Here is a 23,488-nt window from a genome sequence, read left to right on the forward strand (position 1 = left end):
GAGGTGTATAAGAGACAGGTGCACAAGGGCACGGAGCACGAGGGAATGTACATCGGCGGCCGGTGGTGCCCGGCCGCGTCCACGGATGCCATCGAGGTGGTGAATCCGGCGGACGAGCAGGTCATCGGCACCGTACCGGCCGGCACCGCGCAGGACGTGGACGCCGCCGTGCGGGCCGCCCGCGCCGCCCTGCCCGGCTGGGCCGCCACCCCGCCCGCCGAGCGCGCCGCCCGGCTGTCCGCGCTGCGGGACACACTGGCCGCCCGCCGCGAGGAGATCGCCGCCACCATCACCGCCGAACTCGGCGCCCCGCTGGCCTTCGCCCGGTCGGTCCACGCCGACCTGCCCATCGCGGTCGCTGGCTCCTTCGCCGAACTCGCCGCGCGGCACCCCTTCGAGGAACGGATCGACAACTCCACCGTGCTGCACGAGCCGGTGGGCGTGGTCGGCGCCATCACCCCCTGGAACTACCCGCTCCACCAGATCGTGGCCAAGGCCGCCCCGGCACTGGCGGCCGGCTGCACCATGGTGCTCAAGCCCGCCGAGGACACCCCGCTGGTGGCCCGGATCTTCGCCGAGGCGGTCCACGCCGCCGGACTGCCGGCCGGGGTGTTCAACCTGGTCACCGGGGTCGGACCGGTGGCCGGCCAGGCACTGGTCGAGCACCCCGGGGTGGACCTGGTCTCCTTCACCGGCTCCACCGCGGTCGGCCGGACCATCGGCGCGCTGGCCGGTGGCGCCGTGAAGCGGGTGGCCCTGGAGCTCGGCGGCAAGTCGGCGAACGTGATCCTGCCGGACGCCGACCTGGCCCGCGCGGTCAACGTCGGCGTCGCCAACGTCTTCGCCAACTCCGGTCAGACCTGCAGCGCCTGGACCCGGGTGCTGGTCTCCGCCGACCGCTACGAGGAGGCGGTGGCGCTCGCCGCCAAGGCCGCCGCGAAGTACGCGCCGGGCGACCCGCAGGCCCCGGACACCCGGCTGGGTCCGGTGGTCAGCGCCGCCCAGCGGGACCGGGTGCGCGGCTACATCGAACGCGGCATCGCCGAGGGCGCCCGGCTGGTCGCCGGCGGCCCGCAGGCCCCCGAGGGACGGGAGCGCGGCTACTACGTGCGGCCCACGGTGTTCGCGGACGTCACCGAGGACATGGCCATCGCCCAGGAGGAGATCTTCGGGCCGGTGATCGCCTTCCTGCCGTACCGGGACGAGGAGGAGGCGGTGCGCATCGCCAACGGCACCGTCTACGGCCTGGCCGGCGCCGTCTGGTCGGCCGACGAGGCCACCGCGGTCGCCTTCGCGCGGCGCCTGGAGACCGGGCAGGTGGACATCAACGGCGGGCGCTTCAACCCGCGGGCGCCGTTCGGCGGCTACAAGCAGTCCGGCGTCGGACGCGAACTGGGCCCGCACGGCCTGGCCGAGTACCTCCAGACCAAGTCGCTACAGTTCTGACCGCGCCGCGGCCCCGGGCCGCGCCCGGAGCCTTCCGCCCGGCCCGCACACCCCCGACCGCCGCCCGGTGACCGGGCGTACCGCCGCCCCGCGCACCCCCAGCCGAGGAGAGCCATGATCCGCGCCGCCGTACTGCCCGCCGTCAACGCCCCGCTCAAGGTCACCGAGATCGAGCTGCCCGAGCCCGGGCCCGGCCAGGTCCGGATCCGGCTGGCCGCGGCCGGGGTGTGCCACTCCGACCTCTCGCTCTCCAACGGCACCCTGCGCCAGCCGGTGCCCGCGGTCCTCGGCCACGAGGGCGCGGGCACCGTGGTCGCCGTGGGGCCCGGCGTCGGCTCGGTCTCGCCCGGTGACGCCGTGGTGCTCAACTGGGCGCCGTCCTGCGGCGACTGCCACTTCTGCGGGCTGGCCGAGCCCTGGCTGTGCGCCAACGCCGCGGCCGCGGCCGAGCAGCCGTACGCCACCCTGGCCGCCGACGGCAGCCGGCTCCACCCGGGCCTGGGCACCGCCGTGTTCGCCGAGGAGACGGTGGTCTCCGAGCGCGCCGTACTGCCGCTGCCCGCCGGCGTACCGCTCACCGAGGCGGCACTGCTGGGCTGCGCCGTGCTCACCGGGTACGGGGCCGTCCACCACTGCGCCCAGGTCCGCCCCGGGGAGTCGGTGGTGGTGTTCGGCGTGGGCGGGGTGGGGCTGGCGGTGCTCCAGTCGGCCCGGCTGGCGGGCGCCGCCGGCATCATCGCGGTCGACGTCTCGCCGGCCAAGGAGGAGCTGGCCAGGGCGGCCGGGGCGACCGAGTTCCTGGTGGCGGGGGAGGACTTCGCCAAGGAGGGGCCCAAGCGGATCCGCGGGCTCACCGGCGGGCACGGCGCGGACGTGGCCATCGAGTGCGTGGGGCGCGCGGAGACCATCCGCACCGCCTGGTCCGCCACCCGGCGCGGCGGACGCACCACCGTGGTCGGCATCGGCGGCAAGGAGCAGCAGGTCTCCTTCTCCGCGCTGGAGCTGTTCTACTTCGGCCGGACCCTGAGCGGCTGCGTCTACGGCAACAGCGACCCCGCCACCGACCTCCCGGTGATCGCCGAACACATCCGCGCCGGACGGCTGGACCTGGGCTCCATGGTCACCGACCGGATCGGCCTGGACGGCATCCCGGCGGCCTTCGAGGCGATGACCGCCGGGCGCGGCGGGCGGACCCTGGTGGTCTTCTGACGGCCGGGGCGCGCCCCGCCCGGTGCCGGGCCACGGCGGGTCAGGGCCGCCCGTCACCGGTCGGGGCGAGCCGGGCGAAGCGCAGCTCGAGCCCGTCCAGCAGGGCGGTGAGCCCGGTGTCGAAGGCGCCCTCGTCCACCTGCTGCCGGTGCTCGGCGAGCAGGTGCGCCTGGCCCAGGTGCGGGTAGTCGGCCGGATCGTAGGCGCTCGGGTCGTCGATGAAGCCGCGCGCGAAGGACCCGAGGGCCGACCCGGCCACGAAGTAGCGCATCAGCGCCCCGATCCGGGTCGCCTGGGCGGGCGGCCACCCCGCCCGCACCAGGCAGCCGAAGACCGCGTCGGCCATCCGCAGCCCGGCCGGCCGGCGCCCGGGCCCCTGGGCGAGGAAGGGCACGATGTGCGGGTGGTCGCTGAGCGCGGCGCGGTAGGAGCGGGCCCACTCCAGCAGCGCGGCGCGCCAGGGCACACCGCCGTCCAGCGGGGACAGGTCGACCTGCCCGACCACGGTGTCGGCGACCGCGTCCAGGATCTCGTCCTTGGTGGTGAAGTGGTTGTACAGGGACGGCCCGCTGACCCCGAGTTCGGCGGCCAGCCGCCGGGTCGAGACCGACTGGAGGCCCTCCGCGTCCACCAGTCGGAGCGCCGCCTCGACGATGCGTTCACGGCTGAGCAGGGGCTTTCGCGGGCGTGCCATGCGCCACATGGTAAGGGCTTCCCCGATAAAACTAGCACTGGTAATTTCAGGCGCCGGGCACGTCCCCCGGATGGGGCGGTGCCCCGCCGTCCGGCTGCCACGCCGCTGAACCCACGGAGGTGCGCCATGGATCTCGCGCTGAGCGAGGAGCAGACCGCGGTCCGCCGGCTCGCCCAGGACTTCACGGCCCGCGAGGTCGCACCGTACGCCGCCGCATGGGACCGCGCCGAGAGCGTGGACCGCGCGATCGTCGGCAGGCTCGGCGCGCTGGGCTTCCTGGGGCTCACCGTTCCCGAGGAGTACGGCGGCTCCGGCGGCGACCACCTGTCCTACGCGCTGGTCACCGAGGAACTGGGCCGCGGCGACTCCTCGGTGCGCGGCATCCTGTCGGTCTCCCTCGGCCTGGTCGCCAAGTCGATCGCCGCCTGGGGCAGCGAGGAGCAGAAGCGCGCCTGGCTGCCGCGGCTGTGCTCCGGCGAGGCGGTGGGCTGCTTCGGGCTCACCGAGCCCGGCACCGGTTCGGACGCCGCCCACCTCACCACCCGCGCGGTGCGGCAGGGGCGTGCGGGAGGCGACTACCTGATCACCGGCAGCAAGATGTTCATCACCAACGGCACCTGGGCCGATGTGGTGCTGCTCTTCGCCCGCACCGGTGACGATCCGGGGCACCGGGGGGTGAGCGCCTTCCTGGTGCCCACCGACGCTCCCGGCCTCACCCGCCGTGCCGTGCACGGCAAACTCGGACTGCGCGGCCAGTCCACCGCCGAACTGGTCCTGGACGGGGTCCGGGTGCCCGCCTCGGCCCGCGTGGCACCGGAGGGCAAGGGGTTCTCGGTCGCCATGTCCGCCCTGGCCAAGGGGCGGATGTCGGTCGCCGCCGGCTGTGTGGGCATCGCCCAGGCCTGTCTGGACGCGGCGGTGGCCTACGCGGGGGAGCGCGAGCAGTTCGGCCGGAGCATCGCCCACCACCAGCTGGTCCAGGAGCTCATCTCGGACATCGCGGTCGACGTGGACGCCGCACGGATGCTCACCTGGCGGGTCGCCGACCTGATCGACCGCGGGCAGCCGTTCGCCACCGAGTCCTCGGTGGCCAAGCTCTTCGCCAGCGAGGCGGCGGTGCGCTGCGCCAACAACGCCCTCCAGGTGTATGGCGGCTACGGTTACATCGACGAGTACCCGGTGGGCAAGCTGCTGCGCGACGCCCGGGTGATGACCCTGTACGAGGGGACCAGCCAGATCCACAAACTGCTGATCGGCCGGGCGCTCACCGGCGTCTCGGCGTTCTGATCGGCCGGACGGAACCTAAGCGCTTGCTCACCCTTTGTGTAGGGTGTGCGCCATGAACGCGGAGGCGAGCAAGGCCGAACAGCCCGAGCAGACGGAGGAATGGGCCGACGTCACCCCGGACGCGGCCCGGCGGCTGGTGCGGGCCGCGGTCCACGCCTTCGCCGAGCGCGGCTACCACGCCACCACCACCCGGGACATCGCCGGACGGGCCGGGATGAGCCCGGCCGCGCTCTACATCCACTACAAGACCAAGGAAGAGCTGCTCTTCCAGATCAGCGGAGTGGGCCACCGGCTCGCGCTGGACATCCTGCGGAGCGCGGCCGAGGGCGAGGGCGGCGCGGCCCGGCGGCTCGCCGCCGCGGTGCGCTCCTTCGTCCGCTGGCACGCCGAGCACCACACCACCGCCCGGGTGGTGCAGTACGAGCTGGGCGCGCTGAGCGAGGAGCACTACACGGAGATCGTCGCCCGCCGGCGGGAGATCGACGGCGTGGTGCGCGGGATCATCGAGGACGGCGTCCGGGCCGGGGAGTTCGACGTGCCCGACATCCCGGGCACCACGCTCGCGGTGCTCTCGCTCTGCATCGACGTGGCGCGCTGGTTCACCACGGAGGGGCGCCGCACCCCGGACCAGGTGGGCGAGCTCTACGCCGACCTGGTGCTGCGGATGGTCGGCGCGACCGACGCCTGACGTCGACCCACCAGCCCTCGGCGCCCCTCGGCGGGGCGCTACCCGCCTGACCCCCGCCCGCGCGGCCCGCGCGCCCTCGGCACTTATCGGTGAGGCGATGTGGGGCCCCGGCACCCGCCCGCGCGACCCCGGCGCCCCTCGGTGAGGCGCCACGGCCGCCCGGCGCCTGCGCGACGACCGGCGCCCCCGGTGACCCCGGGGGCGCCCGGTACCCGCCGCGGAGGCGATCAGAAGGCGAAGCGGGTGAGGGTCTCCGCCACGCACACCGGCTTCTCGCCGCCCTCCCGCTCCACGGTCACCACGCAGGTCAGCTGCACGCCGCCGGCCACCTCGGCCACCTCGGTGAGCCGCGCGGTGGCGCGCAGCCGGGAACCGACCGGTACGGGGGCGGGGAAGCGGACCCGGTTGAGCCCGTAGTTGACGCCCATCCGCACGTTCGCCACCCGCATCAGCTGGGGGACGAACCAGGGCAGCAGGGAGAGCGTGAGATAGCCGTGCGCGATGGTGGACCCGAACGGCCCCTCGGCCGCCTTCGCGGGGTCCACATGGATCCACTGGTGATCGTCGGTCGCGTCGGCGAACAGGTCGATCCGCTTCTGGTCGACCTCCAGCCAGTCACTGGGGCCCAGCTCCTCGCCGACCGCGGACCGCAGGTCGTCGATGGAGTGGAAGATCCTGGGCTCTGCCATCCGCTGCCTCCCGAGGCGGTCGCGTACTGAGCGGCGCTCCAGACTAAGCGCTTGCTCAGCATGGATTCGCGCGGGCTGCGTGTCAACGTCACCCCGGATGCGCCGCCGCCCCCGCCGCCCGGACGCGCGGCGGGGGCGGGCGCGTGTTCGCGTCGGGTGGTCAGACGCTCGCGTACCGGCGCTCGGACCGCGGCTGCCGGGCCGCGGTCAGGGCGGCGGGGGTGAGCAGCGCCACCGGGACCACGATGCCGCAGCCGGTGCACACCGGCCCCGCGGGCGGGATCCGGTCCAGGCCGTCGTGCCAGACGAGGTGCTCCTCCGCGCAGATCGGGCACTCCGTTCCGGGGCCCGACTCCATCGCCTGGACCATGCGGCGCAGCACGGCGGCCAGCCGGCCGCGGGGATGGAGGGCGGGGCTCTCGCACGGAACGATGTCGCAGCCGCCCCAGGTGCGCAGATGCCAGTCGTCCATCGCATTGGGCTGCCGGACGCCCAGCTGCTTCTCCTGGCGCCGGCGCTCGGCGAACTCCGCCTCGTAGGTGAGCCAGAGGTCGCGGGCCTCTTCCAGCTCCTCCAGGGCCAGTACCAGCCGTGCCGGATCGGGGGCCCGGTCCTCCGGCGCGAACCCGGCCCGGGCGCACAGATGGCGCCAGGTGGCCCGATGGCCGTAAGGGGCGAACTTCTCCAGGCATTTGCGCAGTGCGCTGCGCCGCTGGGCGATGTGCCTGTGCGGGTCACGCACCTCTCGCGCGAGCGCTCTGAAACCGGCCACTGCTTTCCACCTCCGCTGGTGCGGAATCGACTCGTTGTCGAATGGACGTAACCCGTCCCGATACGGATCCCTCGGTCCCGAACAAATTTCGGTCGAATGTGTGGAGGTGTCGCGAAGGGAGGCGGTGCGTGGACATCCAGAAAAGGTGACTGCCGTTCATCTTCCGGTCGGCATCCACCGTCGGTAACCTCCGTGGCCCGGACTTGGGAGGAGCGCGTATGCGACGACGAACCAAGAGGTACACCGGCACCGTCATCACCGCCCTACTGGCCCTCGGCGTCGCACTCGCCGGCCCGCCGTCCCCCGCGGCGCAGGCGGCCGACCCGGTCACCGACTACTGCCAGGGGCGCTGCGCCGACATTCTGCCGCCCGGCGCCAACGGCAACGCCACCCTGGTCGACATCCTCGGCAACAAGGCATTCGGCACCCACCCCGCGCACAGCGACGACCAGTTGGCGCCCTACGACAAGCTGGTCAGCGGCTATCCGGCGCTCACCGACGCCTCCTTGACCCAGTTCTTCAACGACGCCTCCTTCGGCGTGCCCGAGGACCAGGTCGCCTCGGTCACCCGGCCCCGCGCGGACGTCACCATCACCCGCGACAAGAAGACCGGGGTGCCGCACATCAAGGGCACCACCAGGGAGGGCACCGAGTTCGGCGCCGGCTACGCGGCGGCCCAGGACCGGCTGTGGCTGCTGGACGTCTTCCGGCACGTGGGCCGCGGCGAGCTGACCCCCTTCGCCGGCGGCGCCCCCGCGAACCAGGGCCTGGAGCAGGACTTCTTCCGCCAGGCCCCGTACACCGAGGCGGACCTGCAGGCCCAGATCGACCGGATCGTGGCCACCGAGGGAGAGCGCGGCCGGCAGGCCATGGCCGACGTCCAGGCGTATGTGGACGGCATCAACGCCTACCGCACCCAGGCCAAGGACGGCCGCTACTTCCCCGGCGAGTACGTGCTCACCGGCCATATCGACGCCATCACCAACGTCGGCGAGATCGAGCCCTTCAAACCCACCGACCTGATCGCGCTGGCCTCCGTGGTGGGCGCGCTGTTCGGCAACGGAGGCGGCGGCGAGGTGGAGTCCGCCCTCTCGCTGCTGGCCGCCCAGCAGAAGTACGGCGTCCAGGAGGGCACCCGGGTGTGGGAGTCCTTCCGCGAACGCAACGACCCCGAAGCCACCCTCACCGTGCACGACGGCAGCGCGTTCCCCTACGCCGGCAAGCCCGACCACGCGGCCGGCACCGCACTGCCCGACCCCGGCAGCGTCACCGCCGAACCGCTGGTCTTCGACCGCCAGGGCGGCGCCGCCACCGGCGCCCGCAGCACCGTCAAGGCACCCCGGAAACTCGAGCCGCTCCGCGGCGTGTTCGACGACGGGGTCCTCCCGCGCGACCTGCTGAGCAGCAAGCACGGCATGTCCAACGCCCTGCTGGTCTCCGGCAAGCACACCGCCAGCGGCCACCCGGTCGCCGTGTTCGGCCCGCAGACCGGCTACTTCGCGCCCCAGCTGCTGATGCTCCAGGAGCTCCAGGGGCCCGGGATCAGCGCCCGCGGCGCCTCCTTCGCCGGGGTCGGCATGTACGTCCAGCTCGGCCGCGGCCAGGACTACGCCTGGAGCGCCACCTCCGCCTCCCAGGACATCACCGACACCTACGCCGTCGAACTGTGCTCCCCGGACGGCGGCACCCCGGGCCGGGACGCGACCTCCTACCGCTACCACGGCCAGTGCCTGCCCATGGAGAAGATCGAGCGCCGCAACGCCTGGCAGCCGACCGTCGCCGACTCCACCGCAGCCGGCTCCTACCGGCTCCAGGCCTACCGCACCAAGTACGGCATCGTGACCCACCGGGCGACCGTCGGCGGCAAGCCCGTCGCCTACACCGCGCTGCGCTCCACCTACCGCCACGAGGCCGACTCCATCATCGGCTTCCAGATGCTCAACGACCCCGGCTACGTACACGACGCCCAGAGCTTCCAGAGCGCGGCGAACAACATCGACTACGCCTTCAACTGGTTCTACGCCGACTCCCGGCAGACCGCCTACTTCAACAGCGGGATGAACCCGGTGCGCGCCGCCGACGTGGACCCGGCCCTGCCGATCGCCGCCGAGCCGGCCTACGAGTGGCGCGACTTCGAGCCGGCCGCCAACACCGCCGCCTACACCCCGCCCGCCCAGCACCCCCAGTCCGTCGACCAGGACTACTACATCAGCTGGAACAACAAGCAGGCCGCGGAGTACTCCTCGGCCGGCTTCGGCAACGGCTCGGTACACCGCGGCGACCTGCTGAACGACCGGGTCCGGGCCCTGGTCGCCAAGGGCGGGGTGACCCGCGCCTCCCTCACCCGGGCCATGGCCGAGGCGGCCGTCACCGACCTGCGCGGCGAGGACGTGCTGCCGGAACTCCTCAGGGTGCTGCGCAGCAAGCCCATCGACGACCCCCAGCTGACCCAGGCGGTGCAGCAGCTGGAGTCCTGGCAGGCCGCGGGCGCCCAGCGCCGGGAGACCTCCGCCGACTCGCACCGCTACGCCCACACCGACGCCGTCCGGATCATGGACGCCTGGTGGCCGCTGCTGATCGAGGCCGAGTTCAAGCCGGGCCTGGGCGGCGAACTGTACGACCGGCTGCGCACCAACCTGTCCATCGACGAATCGCCGTCCGCCGGCCACGGTGCGACCGGCTCGCACGCCGGATCGTCCTTCCAGTACGGCTGGTGGTCCTACGCGGACAAGGACCTGCGGGCCGTGCTCGGCGATCCGGTGCGGGGCGGCCTGGCCAAGCCCTACTGCGGCAACGGTGAGCTGAGCGCCTGCCGGGACGCCCTGCTGGGCACGCTGCGGCAGGCCGTGGACAAGCCCGCCACCGAGGTCTACCCGGGCGACGCCAACTGCGCGGCCGGGGACCAGTGGTGCGCGGACGCCATCATCCACCGTCCGATCGGCGGGATCAGCCAGAAGACCGTCAACTGGCAGAACCGGCCCACCTACCAGCAGGTGGTGGAGTTCCCGGCGCACCGCTGACCGGGCACCCAAGCGACACCGGACCGGTACCCCAACCGACCGGGCACGGAACGCGGTTGACCGATCGCTGCCTGCTGGAGAGGATGAGCTGAATGCAGGCAGAGGCAGACACCACCTCCGTGCCCGGCCGATGGGAGTACCCACCGGCGCTGCTCGACACCACCATGGACCAGCTCCGCACCCTGCTCGCGGTACGCGAGGCGGGCAGCGCGCTGGGCGCCGCGCGAATGCTGGGGCGCGGCCAGTCCAGTGTGCAAAAGCAGCTCGACACCATGAACCGGACCTATGGCGAGTTGTGCGGCGAGCCCCTGGTACGCAAGCGGGGCCGTGGTGAGAGCGTGCTGTTCACCGCCACCGGCGCGGCCCTCGTCGAGGTGGCACGCGGCACCCTGGACGGCTGGGCGGAGGGTGCCGAGCGCTGCCGCCGCCGCTTCGGCGACCGGCTCGCCGTCGGTTCCACCCGCTACACCCTCGGCTTCCTGCTGAACGCGGTGGAGCGGGTGACGGACGCCTTCCGGTCGGGCGGGGTGCGCCTGACGGTCGCCCATGTGCGCACCGCGGAACTGCTCGGCAGGCTCGACAGCCACGACCTCGACCTGGTCTGCGGCAGCACCCTGACCACCGGCCCCGGCGACGAGCGCCTGGCCCGCTACGAGGTGCTGGAGTGGCGGCGCAGCGGTCTGGCGCTGGTCACCAACCTCTCCGAGCGCCGGCTGCCCGGCCCCACGGTGGCCGTGAGCGAACTGCCCGGGCTGCCGCTGGCGGTCTCCTCGGACGGCCTCATCGCGGGCTTCCTGCGCGGCTGGTTCGGCGGGCGCCACCGCGAGGAGCTGCGGATCGCCGCCGACATCGACACCCTCCCGTACGGTCTGGAGCTGCTGACCTCCCGGGTGCTGAGCGGCTGCCTGCTGGTCACCCAGGGGATCGGTGAGGCGCTGGCCGAGGGCTGGCTGCCGGAGGAGAACCTCCAGCCCGCCCCGGAGGGCGCGCCCCGGCCGCCGGCGGGCGGCGGGCTGCGCACCCTGGAGCTGGTGGACGATGTCTCCTCGGGCCTCGCGGTGCTCTCCGGGGCGTTCGTACGGGCCGGGGAGCGCACCGCCCTGCCCTCGGGCCATCCGCTCAACCTCCTCTGGGACGGCCTGCGCCGCGAGCACGCCCGCCACCAGGGCGCCTGACTCAGCGGTCGAGCGGCCGGGCCGCGCTGATCCGGTGCAGATGGATGAGCGCGTCGTGCGAGGGCAGCAGCGATATGCGGAACTCCGAGTTCTCCGGGTAGGCGGCCCCGATGCTGCGGGTCGGCCGGGCGACCGCCAGCCAGTCTCGGGCCGCCGCCGGCGCGGTGCGCATGTCCACCAGGTAGTCGCGGTAGCGGACCGCGTCCAGGGTGCGCTCGTTGCTGCCCGGTCCGGCGGGCCCCACGGTGAACTCGGTGAACACCCCGTCCGGTCCGCTGGCGTTGAACGAGCCCCGGTCGAAGGTGAACCCCACGCTCAGATAGGCCGAGCCGACCCGGTCGCGGATGAACGCGCCCTGCATCTTCGGATACGCCTCCGGGAAGGAGGTCTCATAGGAGACGTGGGCGTCGTGTGCGGAGAGCAGTACGCGGTCTCCGGTGTGCCGCTGCCACCACACCGTGTTGTCCGCCATCAACTGGTCGCGGTAGCGCATGGCCGCGGGGTCGTCGAAGTCGAAGGCATACCCCCGGGCGGTCTGATCGATGGCCCGGGCGTGCTGCACCGCCCAGGTGTACGCCTCCCGCTCGGCGTGCCCACCGCCCGGCCGCCGCCCCTCCAACATCGCCAGTGCCTGTCCGGTGCGCCGCGCCATCTCCCGCCGCTCGGAGAGCGGCTTGGCCATGTAGGCATCCATGTAGGTGTCCACATCGGTGGTCGGGCGCAGCCCCTGGTACAGGGCGGTGAACCGGGGCAGCAGTGCGGGGAAGCGCCGGCCGACGTACGAGGTCACCCGGTCGTACAGCTCCGGCCCGGCGTATCCGAAGTCGTTGCCCATGAACCGCACCGGGTCGCCGGGATGAGCGGTGTTCCACGAGCGCATCCACTCGATCAGCTCCAGGTACTCCTGGTTCCGCCAGACCCGGTAGGCGTTGCGGAACTCCTCGCGCATGATCTGCCGCGGGTCGCCCTTCCCGTACCGCACGTAGTCGTCGAGCCGCAGACCGGTGCTCCAGGGCGCCTCCAGCGCGAAGGTGCGGAACCCCTTCTCCTGGACCAGGTAGCGGAACGCGCGGTGCTTGAACGCGAAGAACTCGTGTGAACCGTGGGTGGCCTCGCCGATCCCCACGATGGTGGCGTCCCCCACCGTCCTCCCGAACGGCCGCAGATCGCGGAAACCGCCGGAGGGATCGGTGGACAGCAGCGGATGCGCGGCGCGCTCGATGGCACGCACCGCGGCGTCCTCTTCTGGAGCCGCCGCGGTGCCCGGAGCGGCGGGCGCGGCCGGGTGGGCCGCGGAGGCGGTGGCGGTGGTGCGCGGTGGCGCCAGCCCCGCCGCACCGGCCGGAGCGGCGGCCGCCAGCAGGGCGCCGGCGCACAGGGCCGAGGCGACCAGTAGCCGGGATTGCGTGCTCTTCGCTAGCCAGGTCATGGTCTCAAGGGTCCCGATCGGCGCGGCGCCGATCCATCCGGTGCACCCCCGGGTGCGAGGTGGGGCTACCCCCCACCCGGGGTAGGGCTACCCCCACTTGAGGGAGGGCCGGCCCCGGCTTCGCGCCCTAGACCACCGTGCCTTCTCTCGCCTGCGGATCGCCTGCCGTGCCAGACCCTCGCGCTTCCGGGATCCGTGACGCGCCCTCTTCCACCGAGCAAACCGACCGCTTAGTATGCGCCTCGGTGACGGTCCGGCCAAGGGAGTGCTGACAGGTGGACACGGTGCGCGGTGCGGGAGTCGTGGTGACCGGGGCGGGCGGCGGGATCGGTGCCGCGCTGGCCCGCCGGTTCGCCGCTCAGGGCGCCCGGGTGGTGGTGAACGACCTGGACGAGGCCAAGGCGCGGGCGATCGCCGAGGAGATCGGCGGGAGGGCCGTACCCGGGGACGCCTCGCACGCCGTCCCCGCGGCGCGCGAGGCGCTGGACGGCGTCATCGACGTCTACTGCGCCAACGCGGGCATCGCCCCGGCCGGCGGCCCGGAGGCCGCCGAGGAGGTCTGGGCCGACGCCTGGGACGTCAACGTGATGGCGCACGTCCGCGCCGCCCGGCACCTGCTGCCCGACTGGCTGGAGCGCGGCGAGGGCCGGTTCGTCGCCACCGTCTCGGCCGCCGGACTGCTCACCATGGTCGGCTCGGCGCCGTACAGCGTCTCCAAGCACGCCGCGCTCGCCTTCGCCGAGTGGCTGTCGATCACCTACCGGCACCGCGGGATCAGGGTGCACGCGGTCTGCCCGCAGGGCGTCCGTACCGACATGCTGCGCTCCACCGGCCCCACCGGCGAGCTGCTCCTGGCCCCCACCGCCATCGAGCCGGAGGAGGTGGCCGAGGCGGTCTTCGCCGGAATGGCCGAGGACCGCTTCCTGATCCTGCCGCACCCCGAGGTGGCCCGGTTCTACGCGGCCCGGGCCACCGCGACCGACCGCTGGCTGGACGGCATGAACCGGGTCCAGCGCGGCGTCGAGGACGCCACCGGCTGAGGCGGCACCCCCCGCGCCCCGGCCGGCCCGGGGACCGCCCACCGCGCGACCGGCCCCGGCCGGTGCCGGTACGCCCCGAACCGGTGTACCGCGCCGGGCGGGCACATCGACCGGCGGACGGTGGGCATCCTTCCGGAGCCGCCGGCGGGCGGCAGTGGGAAGATCCTCCGGCGGGAACCGCGTTCCCGCGAGTGACAGCACGGAACGAGAGGCAGGTGGCGGCGATGGCCAGAACGACGGAGGGTGAGGCCAAACCGGTCCCGCAGCGGCTGCTGGCCGCCGCCACCCGCCTCTTCGCCGAACAGGGCTACGACCGGACCTCCGTCCAGGAGATCGTGGAGGCCGCGGGCGTCACCAAGGGCGCCCTCTACCACTACTTCGGCTCCAAGGACGATCTGCTGCACGAGGTGTACGGCCGGGTGCTCAGGCTCCAGCAGGAGCGGCTGGACTCCTTCGCCGAGGCCGACGCGCCGGTCGAGGAGCGGCTGCGGGCCGCCGCCGCCGACGTCGTCGTCACCACCATCGAGAACATCGACGACGCCACCATCTTCTTCCGGTCCATGCACCACCTCAGCCCGGAGAAGCACCGGCAGGTCCGGGCGGAGCGGCGGCGCTACCACGAGCGGTTCCGGCAACTGATCGAGGAGGGCCAGCGCGCCGGGGTGTTCAGCGACGCCACCCCGGCCGACCTGGTGGTGGACTACCACTTCGGCTCCGTTCACCACCTGGGCACCTGGTACCGGCCGGAGGGGCCGCTGAGCCCGCAGCAGGTCGCCGACCACCTGGCCGACCTGCTGCTGCGCGCCCTGCGACCCTGAACCGGACCACCCAGGCGCACCGAGGCACCCCAGGACGCCCCGGCGCGCCTGTACGGTGGCGCGCCCCTTGCCCACGAGCGCCCTCCGCGCACCCGTACGGGGGGAGCCGCCCTTGCCTTCCCACCCGCTCAGGCCACGAACCACCGGCCGCCCGTTCGCCGTCCCGCTACGGCAGGCAGCGGGTGAAGAAGGCCCCCACCCGGCGCCGTACCCCGGCGAGCGTCAGCGCCGGGTCGCCGGTGCCGACGAGCGCGGCCCGCGCCGCCGCCGTCATGAGCCCGGCGGCCTGGAGCCGCGGGACGAGCGAGCCGTAGTCGGTGAACGCCCAGTGGTTCGCGTCGGCGAGCAGCGCGCGGCGGCCGGGCAGGCCCGCCCAGGAGGAGTCGATACGGGCGGCGCCCTCGAACCCGTCGGTGCGGAACAGCAGCAGCGGTCGGCCGAAGCCGGCCGGCACCGGATACAGGTCGAGATATCCCTCCAGGTTCGCCACCGCGCCCACCCGTCCGTCGCCGCGGGCCGCGTACACCGCCGCCGTGCCGCCCGCGGAGTGCCCGTAGAGCCCGATCCGGTCCAGGTCCATGACCGAGGCGAGAGGCAGGCCGCCGAGCCGGTCGAGGACGAGGCGGAGATCCGCGATCCGGGTGTCCACCATCGTGCGGAAGACCGCCGGGTCCGGCGGCCCGATCAGGACGGTCGTCCGCATCCCGGTCGGCAGCTCCGCCTGGGAGGCGTCACCGGGGTGGTCGACGAGGAGGACCACCCGGCCGTGGCTCGCCAGGTCCTCGGCGAGGCTTGTGCCCAGGGTGCGGGAGTCGCCGCCGCCCGGTGAGTACACCAGCACCGGCCGCCGCCCGGGCAGCGGCGGCGCGCCCACGTGCCCGTGGGTGAGGACGGCGCCCCAGTCCACCGCTCCCGGTTCCGGCAGTCCCTGGTGGACGTGCGGCGCGTACTCGGCGAACTCCTTCGCCTCGTCCGGGGTGAGCTGCGGGGCCAGGGGGAAGCCGCGCACCGATCGGGCCGGGTACAGGACGGTCAGCATCACCTCCCGCACACCGCCCACCCACGGGTCGGTACGAGCCGGGTCGGTCAGATGGACCGTCCGCATGCCCACGGGGTACGGGCCGGTGGGCGCGGGCAGCCGGAGCGACGGGCCGCCCCCGGAGGCGGACGCGGCCGTGGGCAGCAGGGCGGCGGCGCTTCCGAATAGGGTGCCTTTGACAAGAGTGCGTCGAGACGTCATGCGGGCATCCTCGGGGCGGGGGCCGCCACGGCGCCAAGGTTCAGGCCCTGGCCGAAAGGCCGGCCCTGGGACGGGGGAGTTCGAGCTGTGAGGGCGCTGCGCATCCACTTCACCGCGGAGGACTTCGCCCGGATCCGCTTCGCCCCCCGCCCGGTGCCGCTCCAGGAGCTGCACGCCGCCCTGGCGACAGCCGTGACCCCGCGCGGCGGTCCGCTGTCGGCACCGTGGCGCGGCCGTGTCCTGCGCTCCCTTCCGACCGCCGCCGAACCCCTCGCCGACCTGGTTCCGGCGGGCCGCCCGCCGTCCTTCCTCGACGTCCTCGGCGACACCCTGGCCGACGGATTCGAGCGGATCCGCGCCACCAGCCCCGGCCTGGTCCGCGCCGAGCTGGAGCGCGTCCACGGGGCGGTGCCCGCGCCCCGCTGGGTACGCGGCCTGTACGCGGGCGAGGAGGCGGCCTGGCGCACCCTGCGCCGCGCCCAGCAGGCCGCGTACGAGACGGTCCTCGCCCCCGTCTGGTCCGTCGTGCAGGACCTGCACCGCGAGGAGTTCACCGGCTACGCCCTGGCCGCCGCAGAGCACGGCGTGGCCGCCACGCTGACCGGCCTGGCCCCGGGCAGCCGGCTCCACGGGGGTGTGTGGGAATGGCCCGGCGCGGCGCCGGCCCGCGAGGTCCGCCTCGACGGACGCGGCCTGGTTCTGCTGCCGACCTTCCACCACCCGGCCGGCCCGCTCCTCCAGGACGCCCCGGGCCGTCCCGCGGTCCTGACCTACCCGGCCGGCCCCGGGCTCCCGCCCACGGCGGAGCGCCCGGCCGCCGACGCCGAGGCACTGGCCGCCGTCCTGGGCCGCACCCGGCTCGAAGCCCTGCGCCTCCTCGCCGAGCCCCACACCACGACCTCCCTGGCCCGCGCACTCCGCGTCAGCAACGCGACGGCCTCCTCCCACGCGGCGGCGCTCAGATCGGCGGGCATGGCGACGACGACCCGCACCGGTCGCTCGGTCACCCACCGGCGCACGGCCCTCGGCACGCTGGTCGCGGGCGGACCGCGGTAGCGCACCGAGGACCTCGGCGTGGTCGGCCGGGCACGTCCCGGTCCGGCGGGCACCGTGAAGAAGGCGAGGCTAGGCGTACCGCTTCAACTCGCGCCGGGCCAGCGAGCGCTGGTGCACCTCGTCCGGTCCGTCGGCCAGCCGCAGGGTGCGGGCCGTGGCCCACAGCTCCGCCAGCGGGAAGTCCTGGCTCAGCCCGCCCGCACCGTGCAGCTGCACCGCCCGGTCGAGGATCTCCACCACGGTGCGCGGCGTGGCGATCTTGATGGCCTGGATCTCGGTGTGCGCGGCACGGTTCCCGGCGGTGTCCATCAGCCAGGCGGTCTTGAGCACCAGCAGCCGCAGCTGCTCCACGGCGACCCGGGCGTCCGCGATCCACTCCCGCACCACGCCCTGGGCGGCCAGCGGCTTGCCGAAGGCGGTACGCCCGATCGCCCGGCGGCACATCAGCTCGATGCCGCGCTCGGCCATGCCGATCAACCGCATGCAGTGGTGGATGCGGCCGGGGCCCAGTCGGGCCTGGGCGATGGCGAAGCCGCCGCCCTCCTCGCCGATGAGGTTGCCGACCGGCACCCGGACCCGGTCGAAGACCACCTCGGCATGGCCTCCGTGGTAGTGGTCCTCGTAGCCGTAGACCCGCATGGCGCGGCGGATCTCCACCCCCGGGGTGTCCCTGGGCACCAGCACCATGGACTGCTGGCGGCGCACGTCCGGGCTGTCCGGCGCGGTCTTGCCCATCACGATGAAGATGGCGCAGTCCGGGTTCATCGCACCGGAGATGTACCACTTGCGGCCGGTGATCACATAGTCGTCGCCGTCCCGTTCGATACGGGTCTCGATGTTGGTGGCGTCGGACGAGGCGACCTCGGGTTCGGTCATCGCGAAGGCGGACCGGATCTCGCCGGTGAGCAGCGGCTCCAGCCACCGCTTGCGCTGCTCCTCGGTGCCGAACTGCGCCAGCAGCTCCATGTTCCCGGTGTCCGGGGCGGCGCAGTTCAGCGCGGTCGGCGCGAGCTGCGGGCTGCGCCCGGTGATCTCGGCGAGCGGGGCGTACTGGAGGTTGGTGAGCCCGGCCCCGTACTCGGTGTCCGGGAGGAAGAGGTTCCACAGCCCCCGGCGGCGGGCTTCGGCCTTGAGGTGCTCGACCACCGGCGGGGTGTGCCAGGGCGAGGCCAGTCGGGCACGCTGCTCCTCGGCGACCGGCTCGGCCGGGTACACCTGCTCGTCCATGAAGGCCAGCAGCCGGGTGCGCAGTTCCTCGGTGCGGGCGTCGAACGCGAAGTCCATGGCTCAGCTCTCCTGGAGGGTCTCGAGGCCGTGGTGGATGAAGACCGGGACGAGTTCGCCGATCCGGTCGAACCCGGCGCCGACGGTCTGGCCGAGGGTGTAGCGGTAGTGGATCCCCTCCAGGATCACCGCGAGCTTGAACCAGGCGAAGGCGGTGTACCAGGCGATATGCGTGACATCGCGGCCGGACCCGGCCGCGTACCGCTCGATGAGCTCGGCGGGCTCGGGGTGGCCGGGAGCGCCGGCGGTGGTGCTGACCGGGGAGTCGGCCAGGCCGAGCCGGTGACTGTACATCACCAGCAGACCGAGATCGGTCAGCGGGTCGCCCAGGGTGGACATCTCCCAGTCGAGGATCGCCTTGATCCGGTCGTCCTCGCCCACCAGGACGTTGTCCAACCGGTAGTCGCCATGGACCACGCTGGGCGCGGGGGAGGGCGGCAGCGCGCGGGTGAGCCGGTCGTGCAGGGTGTCGATGCCCGGCAGTTCGCGGTCGCGGGAGGCCGCCAACTGCTTGCCCCAGCGGCGCAGCTGCCGCTCCAGGAAGCCCTCCGGCCGGCCGAAGTCGCCCAGCCCCGCGGCGGCGGGATCCACCGCGTGCAGCTCGACCAGGGTGTCCACCAGACCGAGCACCACCCCCCGAGTGCGCTCCGGACCCAGCCCGCCGAGCTGCTCGGCGGTGCGGAAGGGGGTGCCGGCCACGAACTCCATCACATAGAACGGCGCCCCGAGCACCGAGTCGTCCTCGCACAGCAGGATCGGCCGCGGGACCGGCACCGGGGTGGGGTGCAGGGCGCTGATGACCCGGTGTTCCCGGCCCATGTCGTGCGCGGTCGCCAGCACGTGCCCCAGCGGCGGGCGGCGCACCACCCACTGGCCGGTGCCGTCGGTGACCCGGTACGTCAGGTTCGACCGGCCGCCCTCGATCAGCCGCGCGCTCAGCGGCCCGCGCACCAGCCCGGGCCGTACCGCGTCCAGATGGGCGCGCAGCCGGGCCGGGTCGAGTCCGGGGGGTGCCTCGGGCGCCGTGGCGCCGGGGGTCGGGTGGTTCATCGGGATGGTTCCTCCGTACGGGATGGGACGGACGGCTCAGGCAATGATGCCGACCAGTCGGTATGTCCGTCCAGAGGGCCTTCCGGATCAGCCGTGCGCCGATCGGCCCGGAGCCCGGGCGCGGGGCCGGTGCGCCGCCGCGCCCGGGAGCACGTCAGGTCGGAGCCGGGCCGGACGCTCGGATCGGGGCCGGGGCGCCCCGTTCGGGGACGAGGTCGGGCGGGCCGCGCGCTTCGGCGGGGTCCGGGCCCGGGTCGCGGACTCCCGGTCAGAGGCGGCCGGTGAGCATGCCGTGCCAGTACACCGGCGGCAGCACGTACCGCTTGAACACCCACATGTCGCGTCGCTCCTTGAAGGGGTCGATGAACGGGAAGGTGGGCGTGGGCTTCAGGTCGTAGTCGAACTCGGCGAGCAGCATCCGGTCGCGGGCGGTCACCAGCGGGCAGGAGGTGTAGCCGTCGTAGCGCCGGCTGGGGCGCCCGCCCTTCATCACGTCGACCAGGTTGGCGGCCACCACCGGCGCCTGCTTCCGCACGGCCGCGCCGGTCTTGGAGGTCGGCAGGTTCGCCACGTCGCCGAGCGCGAACACGTTCGGGTACCGGGGGTGCCGCAGCGTGTGCCTGTCCGCGGCGACGAAACCCAGCGCGCTGGCCGGGTCGGCCAGCGGGCTGGCCTTGACCCAGTCGGGCGCGCTCTGCGGCGGTACGGCGTGCAGGAGGTCGTAGGGGACGGTCTCCGCCGTGCCCTTGGTGTGGTCGGTGATGACGACCTCTCGGCGCGCGCCGTCGACCGCGGTCATCTCGGACCGCAGCCGGACCTCGATGCCGTACCGGCGGGCGACCTGCTCCAGGGTGCGGGCCCAGTCAGGCACTTTGAAGATGACGGGGTCGGGGATGACCAGGATGATGCGGATCCGGTCGAGGACCTTCTGCTTGCGCCAGTGGTCGGCGGCCAGGTACGCGATCTTCTGGGGCGCGCCGCCGCACTTGAGCGGCGTCGCCGGGTGGGTGAAGACGGCCGTGCCCGAGCGCATCCCCCTGATCAGGTCCCAGGTACGGGGCGCGTACTCGGGCGCGTAGTTGCTGCACACCCGGTCGTGCCCGACCGCCTCGGCGAGCCCGGGAACCGCTTCCCAGTCCAACTGGATCCCGGAAGCCATGACGAGGTACTCGTAGCCGAGTTCCTCGCCGCCGGAGAGCGTGACGGTGCGGGCCTCGGGATCGACGGCGACGGCGTGCCGCCGGATCCAGCGCACGCCGTCGGGGATGACCGACACCTGGGGGCGCCGGGTGGCGCGCAGGGGCGCCTGGCCGCCGCCGACCAGGGTCCACAGGGGCTGGTACCAGTGGGTGTCGGACGGTTCGACGAGCCCGATGTCCGTGACGCCGGCGCGACGCAGGCGGGCGGTGACGCTGGTTCCGGCGCTACCGCCGCCGATCACGACGACGCGGTGCCGGCCGGCGGTCGGCCGGCTGGAGTGTGCGGGGTTGGCGGCCATGACTACCTCCTGATATACCCCCTGGGGTGTTTGGGCTCGACCGTACGGCGGCGTCCGAGGCCCGGTCAAATACCCTGGCCCGTATTTGCCCGGGAGGTAAGGGGTGCGCGTCCGCTCCGCTGCGGCGGCGGGCGGGCGGTCCGGGGATGGTCACTTCGCCCCGCCCCGCCCCCAGGCTGGGGCCATCCGCAGGGTGTCGCTGACCGAGCCCGGGGAATGCCTCGGAACACTCGGGGCCACCGCGCCGGGACATGTCCGGAGGCGTGTGATTGCCCTAAGGTGGCAGCGATGGGCAGGCGGCAGAGCGGAGCGACGATGAGGCGGTCGAGGGCGCACCGCGCCGGCCGTGTCGCCCTCGTCCTGCTCGTGGTGCTGACGGCGTGGCTGTGCTCCAGCCGGTTCACCGCTCCGGACGGGGCGGCCGCCGTCGGGCAGCGGGTGGCCGCCGCCCTGGCCGGGCCCACCACGGAGCGGCCCACCATCGAGCGGACGGACCGGTCCGCGGACGACCGGGTCCAGCCGGCCACCCAACAGGGCCGACCCGCCCAGCACCACCCCTGCGCCAAGAAGGCGGTCGCCGAAGCGCCGGTGACCCGGGCGGAGTCCTCCGCGACCTCGGCGGCCTGCCCGCCCCTCACCGCGTCCCGCGATCCGGCCGCGGCTTCGCCCCAGGCGATCTCGCCGACCGCCCCCATAAGGCATTCGCCGCCGGTTTCCCCGTCGGCCCTCTCCGTTCTGCGGGTGTAGGCCGATCAGCTGATCGTGCCTTCCCCACCTCGCAGAACGGAGTGCTTTGCCATGTCTTCTTCCCGCCCGCCTTCCGCCCCCACCTCGTCCGCTCCTGCCAGGCGTTCGCCGCGCAGCCGGCGCCGGCTGATCGCCGCGATCGCCGCCCTCACGGTGGCCGTGGCAGCCGTCGTGCTGGCCTTCACGCTGGACGGCGGTTCCTCCTCCTCCCGTACGGCCGGCGGCGACGCCCCGGCGCCCCGGGACAGCGCCCTGCTGGCACTGGCCCGCCGCGACGCGGACGATCCGCTGGCGCTGGGACGTGCCGACGCCCCGGTCGTCATGATCGAGTACGCGGACTTCCAGTGCCCCTTCTGCGGCCTGTTCGCCCGCGAGACCCAACCCGAACTGATCCGCCGTTACGTCGACAAGGGGATCCTGCGGATCGAGTGGCGCAACTTCCCGGTCTTCGGCCAGGAGTCGGAGCAGGCGGCCCGGGCCGCCTGGGCGGCGGGCCGGCAGAAGAGGTTCTGGCAGTTCCACGAGCAGGGCTACGGAAAGCCCCGCGAACGCAACCGGGGCGAGTTCGCCCAGGACAAGCTCGTCGCCATGGCCCGTGCCGCGGGCGTCGGGGACCTCGACAGGTTCCTGGAGGACATGCGGTCCGACCAGGCCGGGGCGGCGGTGCAGCGGGACCGGGAGGAGGGCTACCGGCTCGGAGTGGTCAGCACCCCGGCCTTCCTGATCAACGACAAGCCCATTCTCGGCGCCCAGTCCGCCGCCACCTTCAGGCAGGCGATCGAGGACGCCGCGAAGGCGGCCCGCGGTGAGTGACATCGGTGTCCTGGCCGCCCTCCTCGGCGGTCTCCTCACCCTGCTGAGCCCGTGCAGCGCCCTGCTGCTGCCGGCCTTCTTCGCCTACTCCTTCACCAGCAGGGCCACTCTGCTGGCGCGTACGGCCCTTTTCTACGCGGGCCTGTGCACGACCCTGGTCCCCCTGGGCGTGGCCGGATCGTTCGCCAGCCGCCTCTTCTACGGCCACCGCGACACCCTGGTCACCGTGGGCGGCTGGACGGTGATCCTGCTGGGCGCGGCCCAGATCCTCGGGCTGGGGTTCGGGGTGCGGCGCCTGCGGGAGGCCGCCGGAGCACGCCGCTCGGGCTCGGCCCTGTCGGTGTTCGTCCTGGGCGCGGTGTACGGGTTGGCCGGTTTCTGCGCGGGGCCCATCCTCGGCGGCATCCTGACCATCGCCGCCCTGGAGGGCAGCCCCCTGCACGGCGGCCTGCTGCTGGCCTGCTACGCCCTGGGAATGGCCCTGCCGATGTTCGTCCTCGCGCTGCTGTGGGACCGCTTCGACCTGGGTGGAAAGCGGTGGCTGCGGGGCCGAGCCCTCACCCTGGGCCCGCTCACCGTGCACACCACCTCGCTGGTCGGCGGGGCGCTGTTCATCGTGCTGGGAGTGGTCTTCCTGGCCTTCGACGGCACCTCCGCCCTGCCCTCCCCGATGGGGGTGGAGACCGAGGCGGCCGTGGAGGAGCGCGTCGCCGCCATCGGACGGGCGGTCCCGGACCGGGCCCTGCTGCTGGCCGTCGCGGCCCTCGCCGCACTCATCGCGGTACTCCTCCTGGTACGGCCGGGAGGGGCCCGCAAGACGGAGGCCGAGGCCCCTGAGGAGACCGCGCGGCGTCCCGGCTGACAGGCGTGTCCGCCCACGTGCGACCTGGAGCGCTCGGTCTCAGGCCGAGTGCTCCAGGGGCGGGCGGAGCCGGGTCAGCAGGGCGTAGAGGGTGGCCTGTTCCTCGACGTTCAGGGTGTCCAGGGCGCTGTGGGTGGCCTGCATCTCGGTCCGCACCCGGACGATCATCTCGCGGCCGAGGCTGGTGATGACCACGTTCTTGACCCGGCGGTCGGTGGGGGAGGGCTCGCGGCGCACCAGACCCTGGTCCTCCAGCCGGTCCACGATGCCGGTGATGTTGGAGGCGTCGCAGACCAGTCGGTCGGCCAGTCCGCGCATGGGCAGTGGGCCGCCGCCGAGGTGGGCGAGGACCTTCGCCTGGGTGCCGGTGAGGCCGTGCCGGGTGGCGGCGGCCGAGAAGTCTCGCCACTGGGCGGTGCCGAGCGCGGCGAGCAGCTCCAGGAGCTCGATCTTGGCGGGGGCGGACGGGGTGCTGGCGCTCATGGGACCACTGTATCCAGGCCACTTTCGGCGTTTCAATCATGAAGTTGTACACCGCAACTTTTTCTTCCGCGGGGGCGCGCGGAGGTGGTCCGCGGAGGCGGCGGGACCGCCGGCGCGGCGGGTCGCGAGGACCGCTCGCCGCCGCGCCCGTTCAGTCCAGGGCCGCCGCGCCCCCTCCCGCCCAGGGC

21 protein-coding genes are annotated in these 23,488 nt (G+C 73.6%); 12 read left to right on the forward strand and 9 right to left on the reverse strand.

The features are described from left to right. The first annotated feature begins 45 nt into the window (after positions 1-45). Positions 46-1,446 (forward strand): aldehyde dehydrogenase family protein, encoded by a 1,401-nt coding sequence (locus E4099_RS10520; protein WP_135338737.1) that lies wholly within the window; start codon positions 46-48, stop codon positions 1,444-1,446. A 114-nt stretch (positions 1,447-1,560) separates the two neighbouring features. After that, positions 1,561-2,655 (forward strand): zinc-binding dehydrogenase, encoded by a 1,095-nt coding sequence (locus E4099_RS10525; protein ID WP_135338718.1) that lies wholly within the window; start codon positions 1,561-1,563, stop codon positions 2,653-2,655. Between the two features lie 40 nt (positions 2,656-2,695). Here the strand turns inward: E4099_RS10525 and E4099_RS10530 are convergent, their stop codons facing one another. Further along, the gene (locus tag E4099_RS10530; protein ID WP_135338719.1) at positions 2,696-3,349 is read right to left on the reverse strand and encodes a TetR/AcrR family transcriptional regulator; all 654 of its coding nucleotides are present in this window, start codon (positions 3,347-3,349) and stop codon (positions 2,696-2,698) included. 126 nt (positions 3,350-3,475) lie between these two features. On the opposite strand from E4099_RS10530, the gene E4099_RS10535 reads away from it, so the two are divergent. Next, the gene (locus tag E4099_RS10535; protein WP_135338720.1) at positions 3,476-4,636 is read left to right on the forward strand and encodes an acyl-CoA dehydrogenase family protein; all 1,161 of its coding nucleotides are present in this window, start codon (positions 3,476-3,478) and stop codon (positions 4,634-4,636) included. A 52-nt stretch (positions 4,637-4,688) separates the two neighbouring features. Next, a complete protein-coding gene (locus E4099_RS10540; RefSeq protein WP_135338721.1) occupies positions 4,689-5,324 on the forward strand; it encodes a TetR/AcrR family transcriptional regulator in 636 nt (211 codons plus the stop codon). Between the two features lie 227 nt (positions 5,325-5,551). Here E4099_RS10540 and E4099_RS10545 read toward each other — a convergent pair whose 3' ends face one another. Together E4099_RS10545 and E4099_RS10550 are read right to left on the reverse strand one after the other, a co-directional pair. Then, complete coding sequence (locus E4099_RS10545) at positions 5,552-6,013, reverse strand: MaoC family dehydratase (protein ID WP_135338722.1); 462 nt, start codon at positions 6,011-6,013, stop codon at positions 5,552-5,554. 160 nt (positions 6,014-6,173) lie between these two features. Then, on the reverse strand, positions 6,174-6,785 hold the full coding sequence (locus E4099_RS10550; RefSeq protein ID WP_135338723.1) for a hypothetical protein: 612 nt from the start codon (positions 6,783-6,785) through the stop codon (positions 6,174-6,176). 218 nt (positions 6,786-7,003) lie between these two features. On the opposite strand from E4099_RS10550, the gene E4099_RS10555 reads away from it, so the two are divergent. Both E4099_RS10555 and E4099_RS10560 read left to right on the forward strand, forming a co-directional pair. Beyond that, the gene (locus E4099_RS10555) at positions 7,004-9,805 is read left to right on the forward strand and encodes a penicillin acylase family protein (RefSeq protein ID WP_135338724.1); all 2,802 of its coding nucleotides are present in this window, start codon (positions 7,004-7,006) and stop codon (positions 9,803-9,805) included. Positions 9,806-9,897: 92 nt separating this feature from the next. Then, positions 9,898-10,980, forward strand: coding sequence for a LysR family transcriptional regulator (locus E4099_RS10560; protein WP_245244745.1), 1,083 nt, complete (start codon positions 9,898-9,900; stop codon positions 10,978-10,980). A 1-nt stretch (position 10,981) separates the two neighbouring features. On the opposite strand, the gene E4099_RS10565 is transcribed toward E4099_RS10560, so the two are convergent. After that, positions 10,982-12,409 (reverse strand): erythromycin esterase family protein, encoded by a 1,428-nt coding sequence (locus E4099_RS10565; protein ID WP_135338725.1) that lies wholly within the window; start codon positions 12,407-12,409, stop codon positions 10,982-10,984. 275 nt (positions 12,410-12,684) lie between these two features. Here E4099_RS10565 and E4099_RS10570 point away from each other — a divergent pair, with 275 nt between their 5' ends. Then, complete coding sequence (locus tag E4099_RS10570; protein WP_135338726.1) at positions 12,685-13,449, forward strand: SDR family oxidoreductase; 765 nt, start codon at positions 12,685-12,687, stop codon at positions 13,447-13,449. A 224-nt stretch (positions 13,450-13,673) separates the two neighbouring features. Further along, positions 13,674-14,267 (forward strand): TetR/AcrR family transcriptional regulator, encoded by a 594-nt coding sequence (locus tag E4099_RS10575; protein WP_135338727.1) that lies wholly within the window; start codon positions 13,674-13,676, stop codon positions 14,265-14,267. 166 nt (positions 14,268-14,433) lie between these two features. Here the strand turns inward: E4099_RS10575 and E4099_RS10580 are convergent, their stop codons facing one another. After that, complete coding sequence (locus E4099_RS10580) at positions 14,434-15,507, reverse strand: alpha/beta hydrolase family protein (protein WP_135338728.1); 1,074 nt, start codon at positions 15,505-15,507, stop codon at positions 14,434-14,436. Positions 15,508-15,594: 87 nt separating this feature from the next. On the opposite strand from E4099_RS10580, the gene E4099_RS10585 reads away from it, so the two are divergent. Further along, the gene (locus E4099_RS10585) at positions 15,595-16,563 is read left to right on the forward strand and encodes an ArsR/SmtB family transcription factor (RefSeq protein WP_135338729.1); all 969 of its coding nucleotides are present in this window, start codon (positions 15,595-15,597) and stop codon (positions 16,561-16,563) included. A gap of 69 nt (positions 16,564-16,632) precedes the next feature. Here the strand turns inward: E4099_RS10585 and E4099_RS10590 are convergent, their stop codons facing one another. The 3 genes from E4099_RS10590 to E4099_RS10600 all read right to left on the reverse strand — a co-directional run bounded on the left by E4099_RS10590 (position 16,633) and on the right by E4099_RS10600 (position 20,395). Continuing rightward, on the reverse strand, positions 16,633-17,847 hold the full coding sequence (locus E4099_RS10590) for an acyl-CoA dehydrogenase family protein (RefSeq protein ID WP_135338730.1): 1,215 nt from the start codon (positions 17,845-17,847) through the stop codon (positions 16,633-16,635). Positions 17,848-17,850: 3 nt separating this feature from the next. Beyond that, positions 17,851-18,897, reverse strand: a complete 1,047-nt coding sequence (locus tag E4099_RS10595; RefSeq protein ID WP_135338731.1) for a phosphotransferase family protein — start codon at positions 18,895-18,897, stop codon at positions 17,851-17,853. A gap of 268 nt (positions 18,898-19,165) precedes the next feature. Further along, entirely contained in the window at positions 19,166-20,395 is a 1,230-nt protein-coding gene (locus tag E4099_RS10600; protein ID WP_135338732.1) for an NAD(P)/FAD-dependent oxidoreductase, read from the reverse strand. A 315-nt stretch (positions 20,396-20,710) separates the two neighbouring features. Here E4099_RS10600 and E4099_RS10605 point away from each other — a divergent pair, with 315 nt between their 5' ends. The 3 genes from E4099_RS10605 to E4099_RS10615 are packed head-to-tail and all read left to right on the forward strand — an operon-like array spanning position 20,711 to position 22,817. Continuing rightward, positions 20,711-21,142: a hypothetical protein gene (locus tag E4099_RS10605; protein ID WP_135338733.1), complete on the forward strand. Its 432-nt coding sequence runs from the start codon at positions 20,711-20,713 to the stop codon at positions 21,140-21,142. Between the two features lie 51 nt (positions 21,143-21,193). Continuing rightward, complete coding sequence (locus E4099_RS10610) at positions 21,194-21,955, forward strand: DsbA family protein (RefSeq protein WP_135338734.1); 762 nt, start codon at positions 21,194-21,196, stop codon at positions 21,953-21,955. Beyond that, the gene (locus E4099_RS10615; RefSeq protein WP_135338735.1) at positions 21,948-22,817 is read left to right on the forward strand and encodes a cytochrome c biogenesis CcdA family protein; all 870 of its coding nucleotides are present in this window, start codon (positions 21,948-21,950) and stop codon (positions 22,815-22,817) included. Before E4099_RS10610 ends, E4099_RS10615 begins: the two co-directional genes overlap by 8 nt. Positions 22,818-22,856: 39 nt before the next feature. Here E4099_RS10615 and E4099_RS10620 read toward each other — a convergent pair whose 3' ends face one another. Continuing rightward, entirely contained in the window at positions 22,857-23,300 is a 444-nt protein-coding gene (locus E4099_RS10620; protein ID WP_135338736.1) for a MarR family winged helix-turn-helix transcriptional regulator, read from the reverse strand. Between the last annotated feature and the right edge of the window lie 188 nt (positions 23,301-23,488).

The sequence above is a fragment of the Streptomyces palmae genome (genome assembly GCF_004684805.1).
GTDB lineage: Bacteria > Actinomycetota > Actinomycetes > Streptomycetales > Streptomycetaceae > Streptomyces > Streptomyces palmae.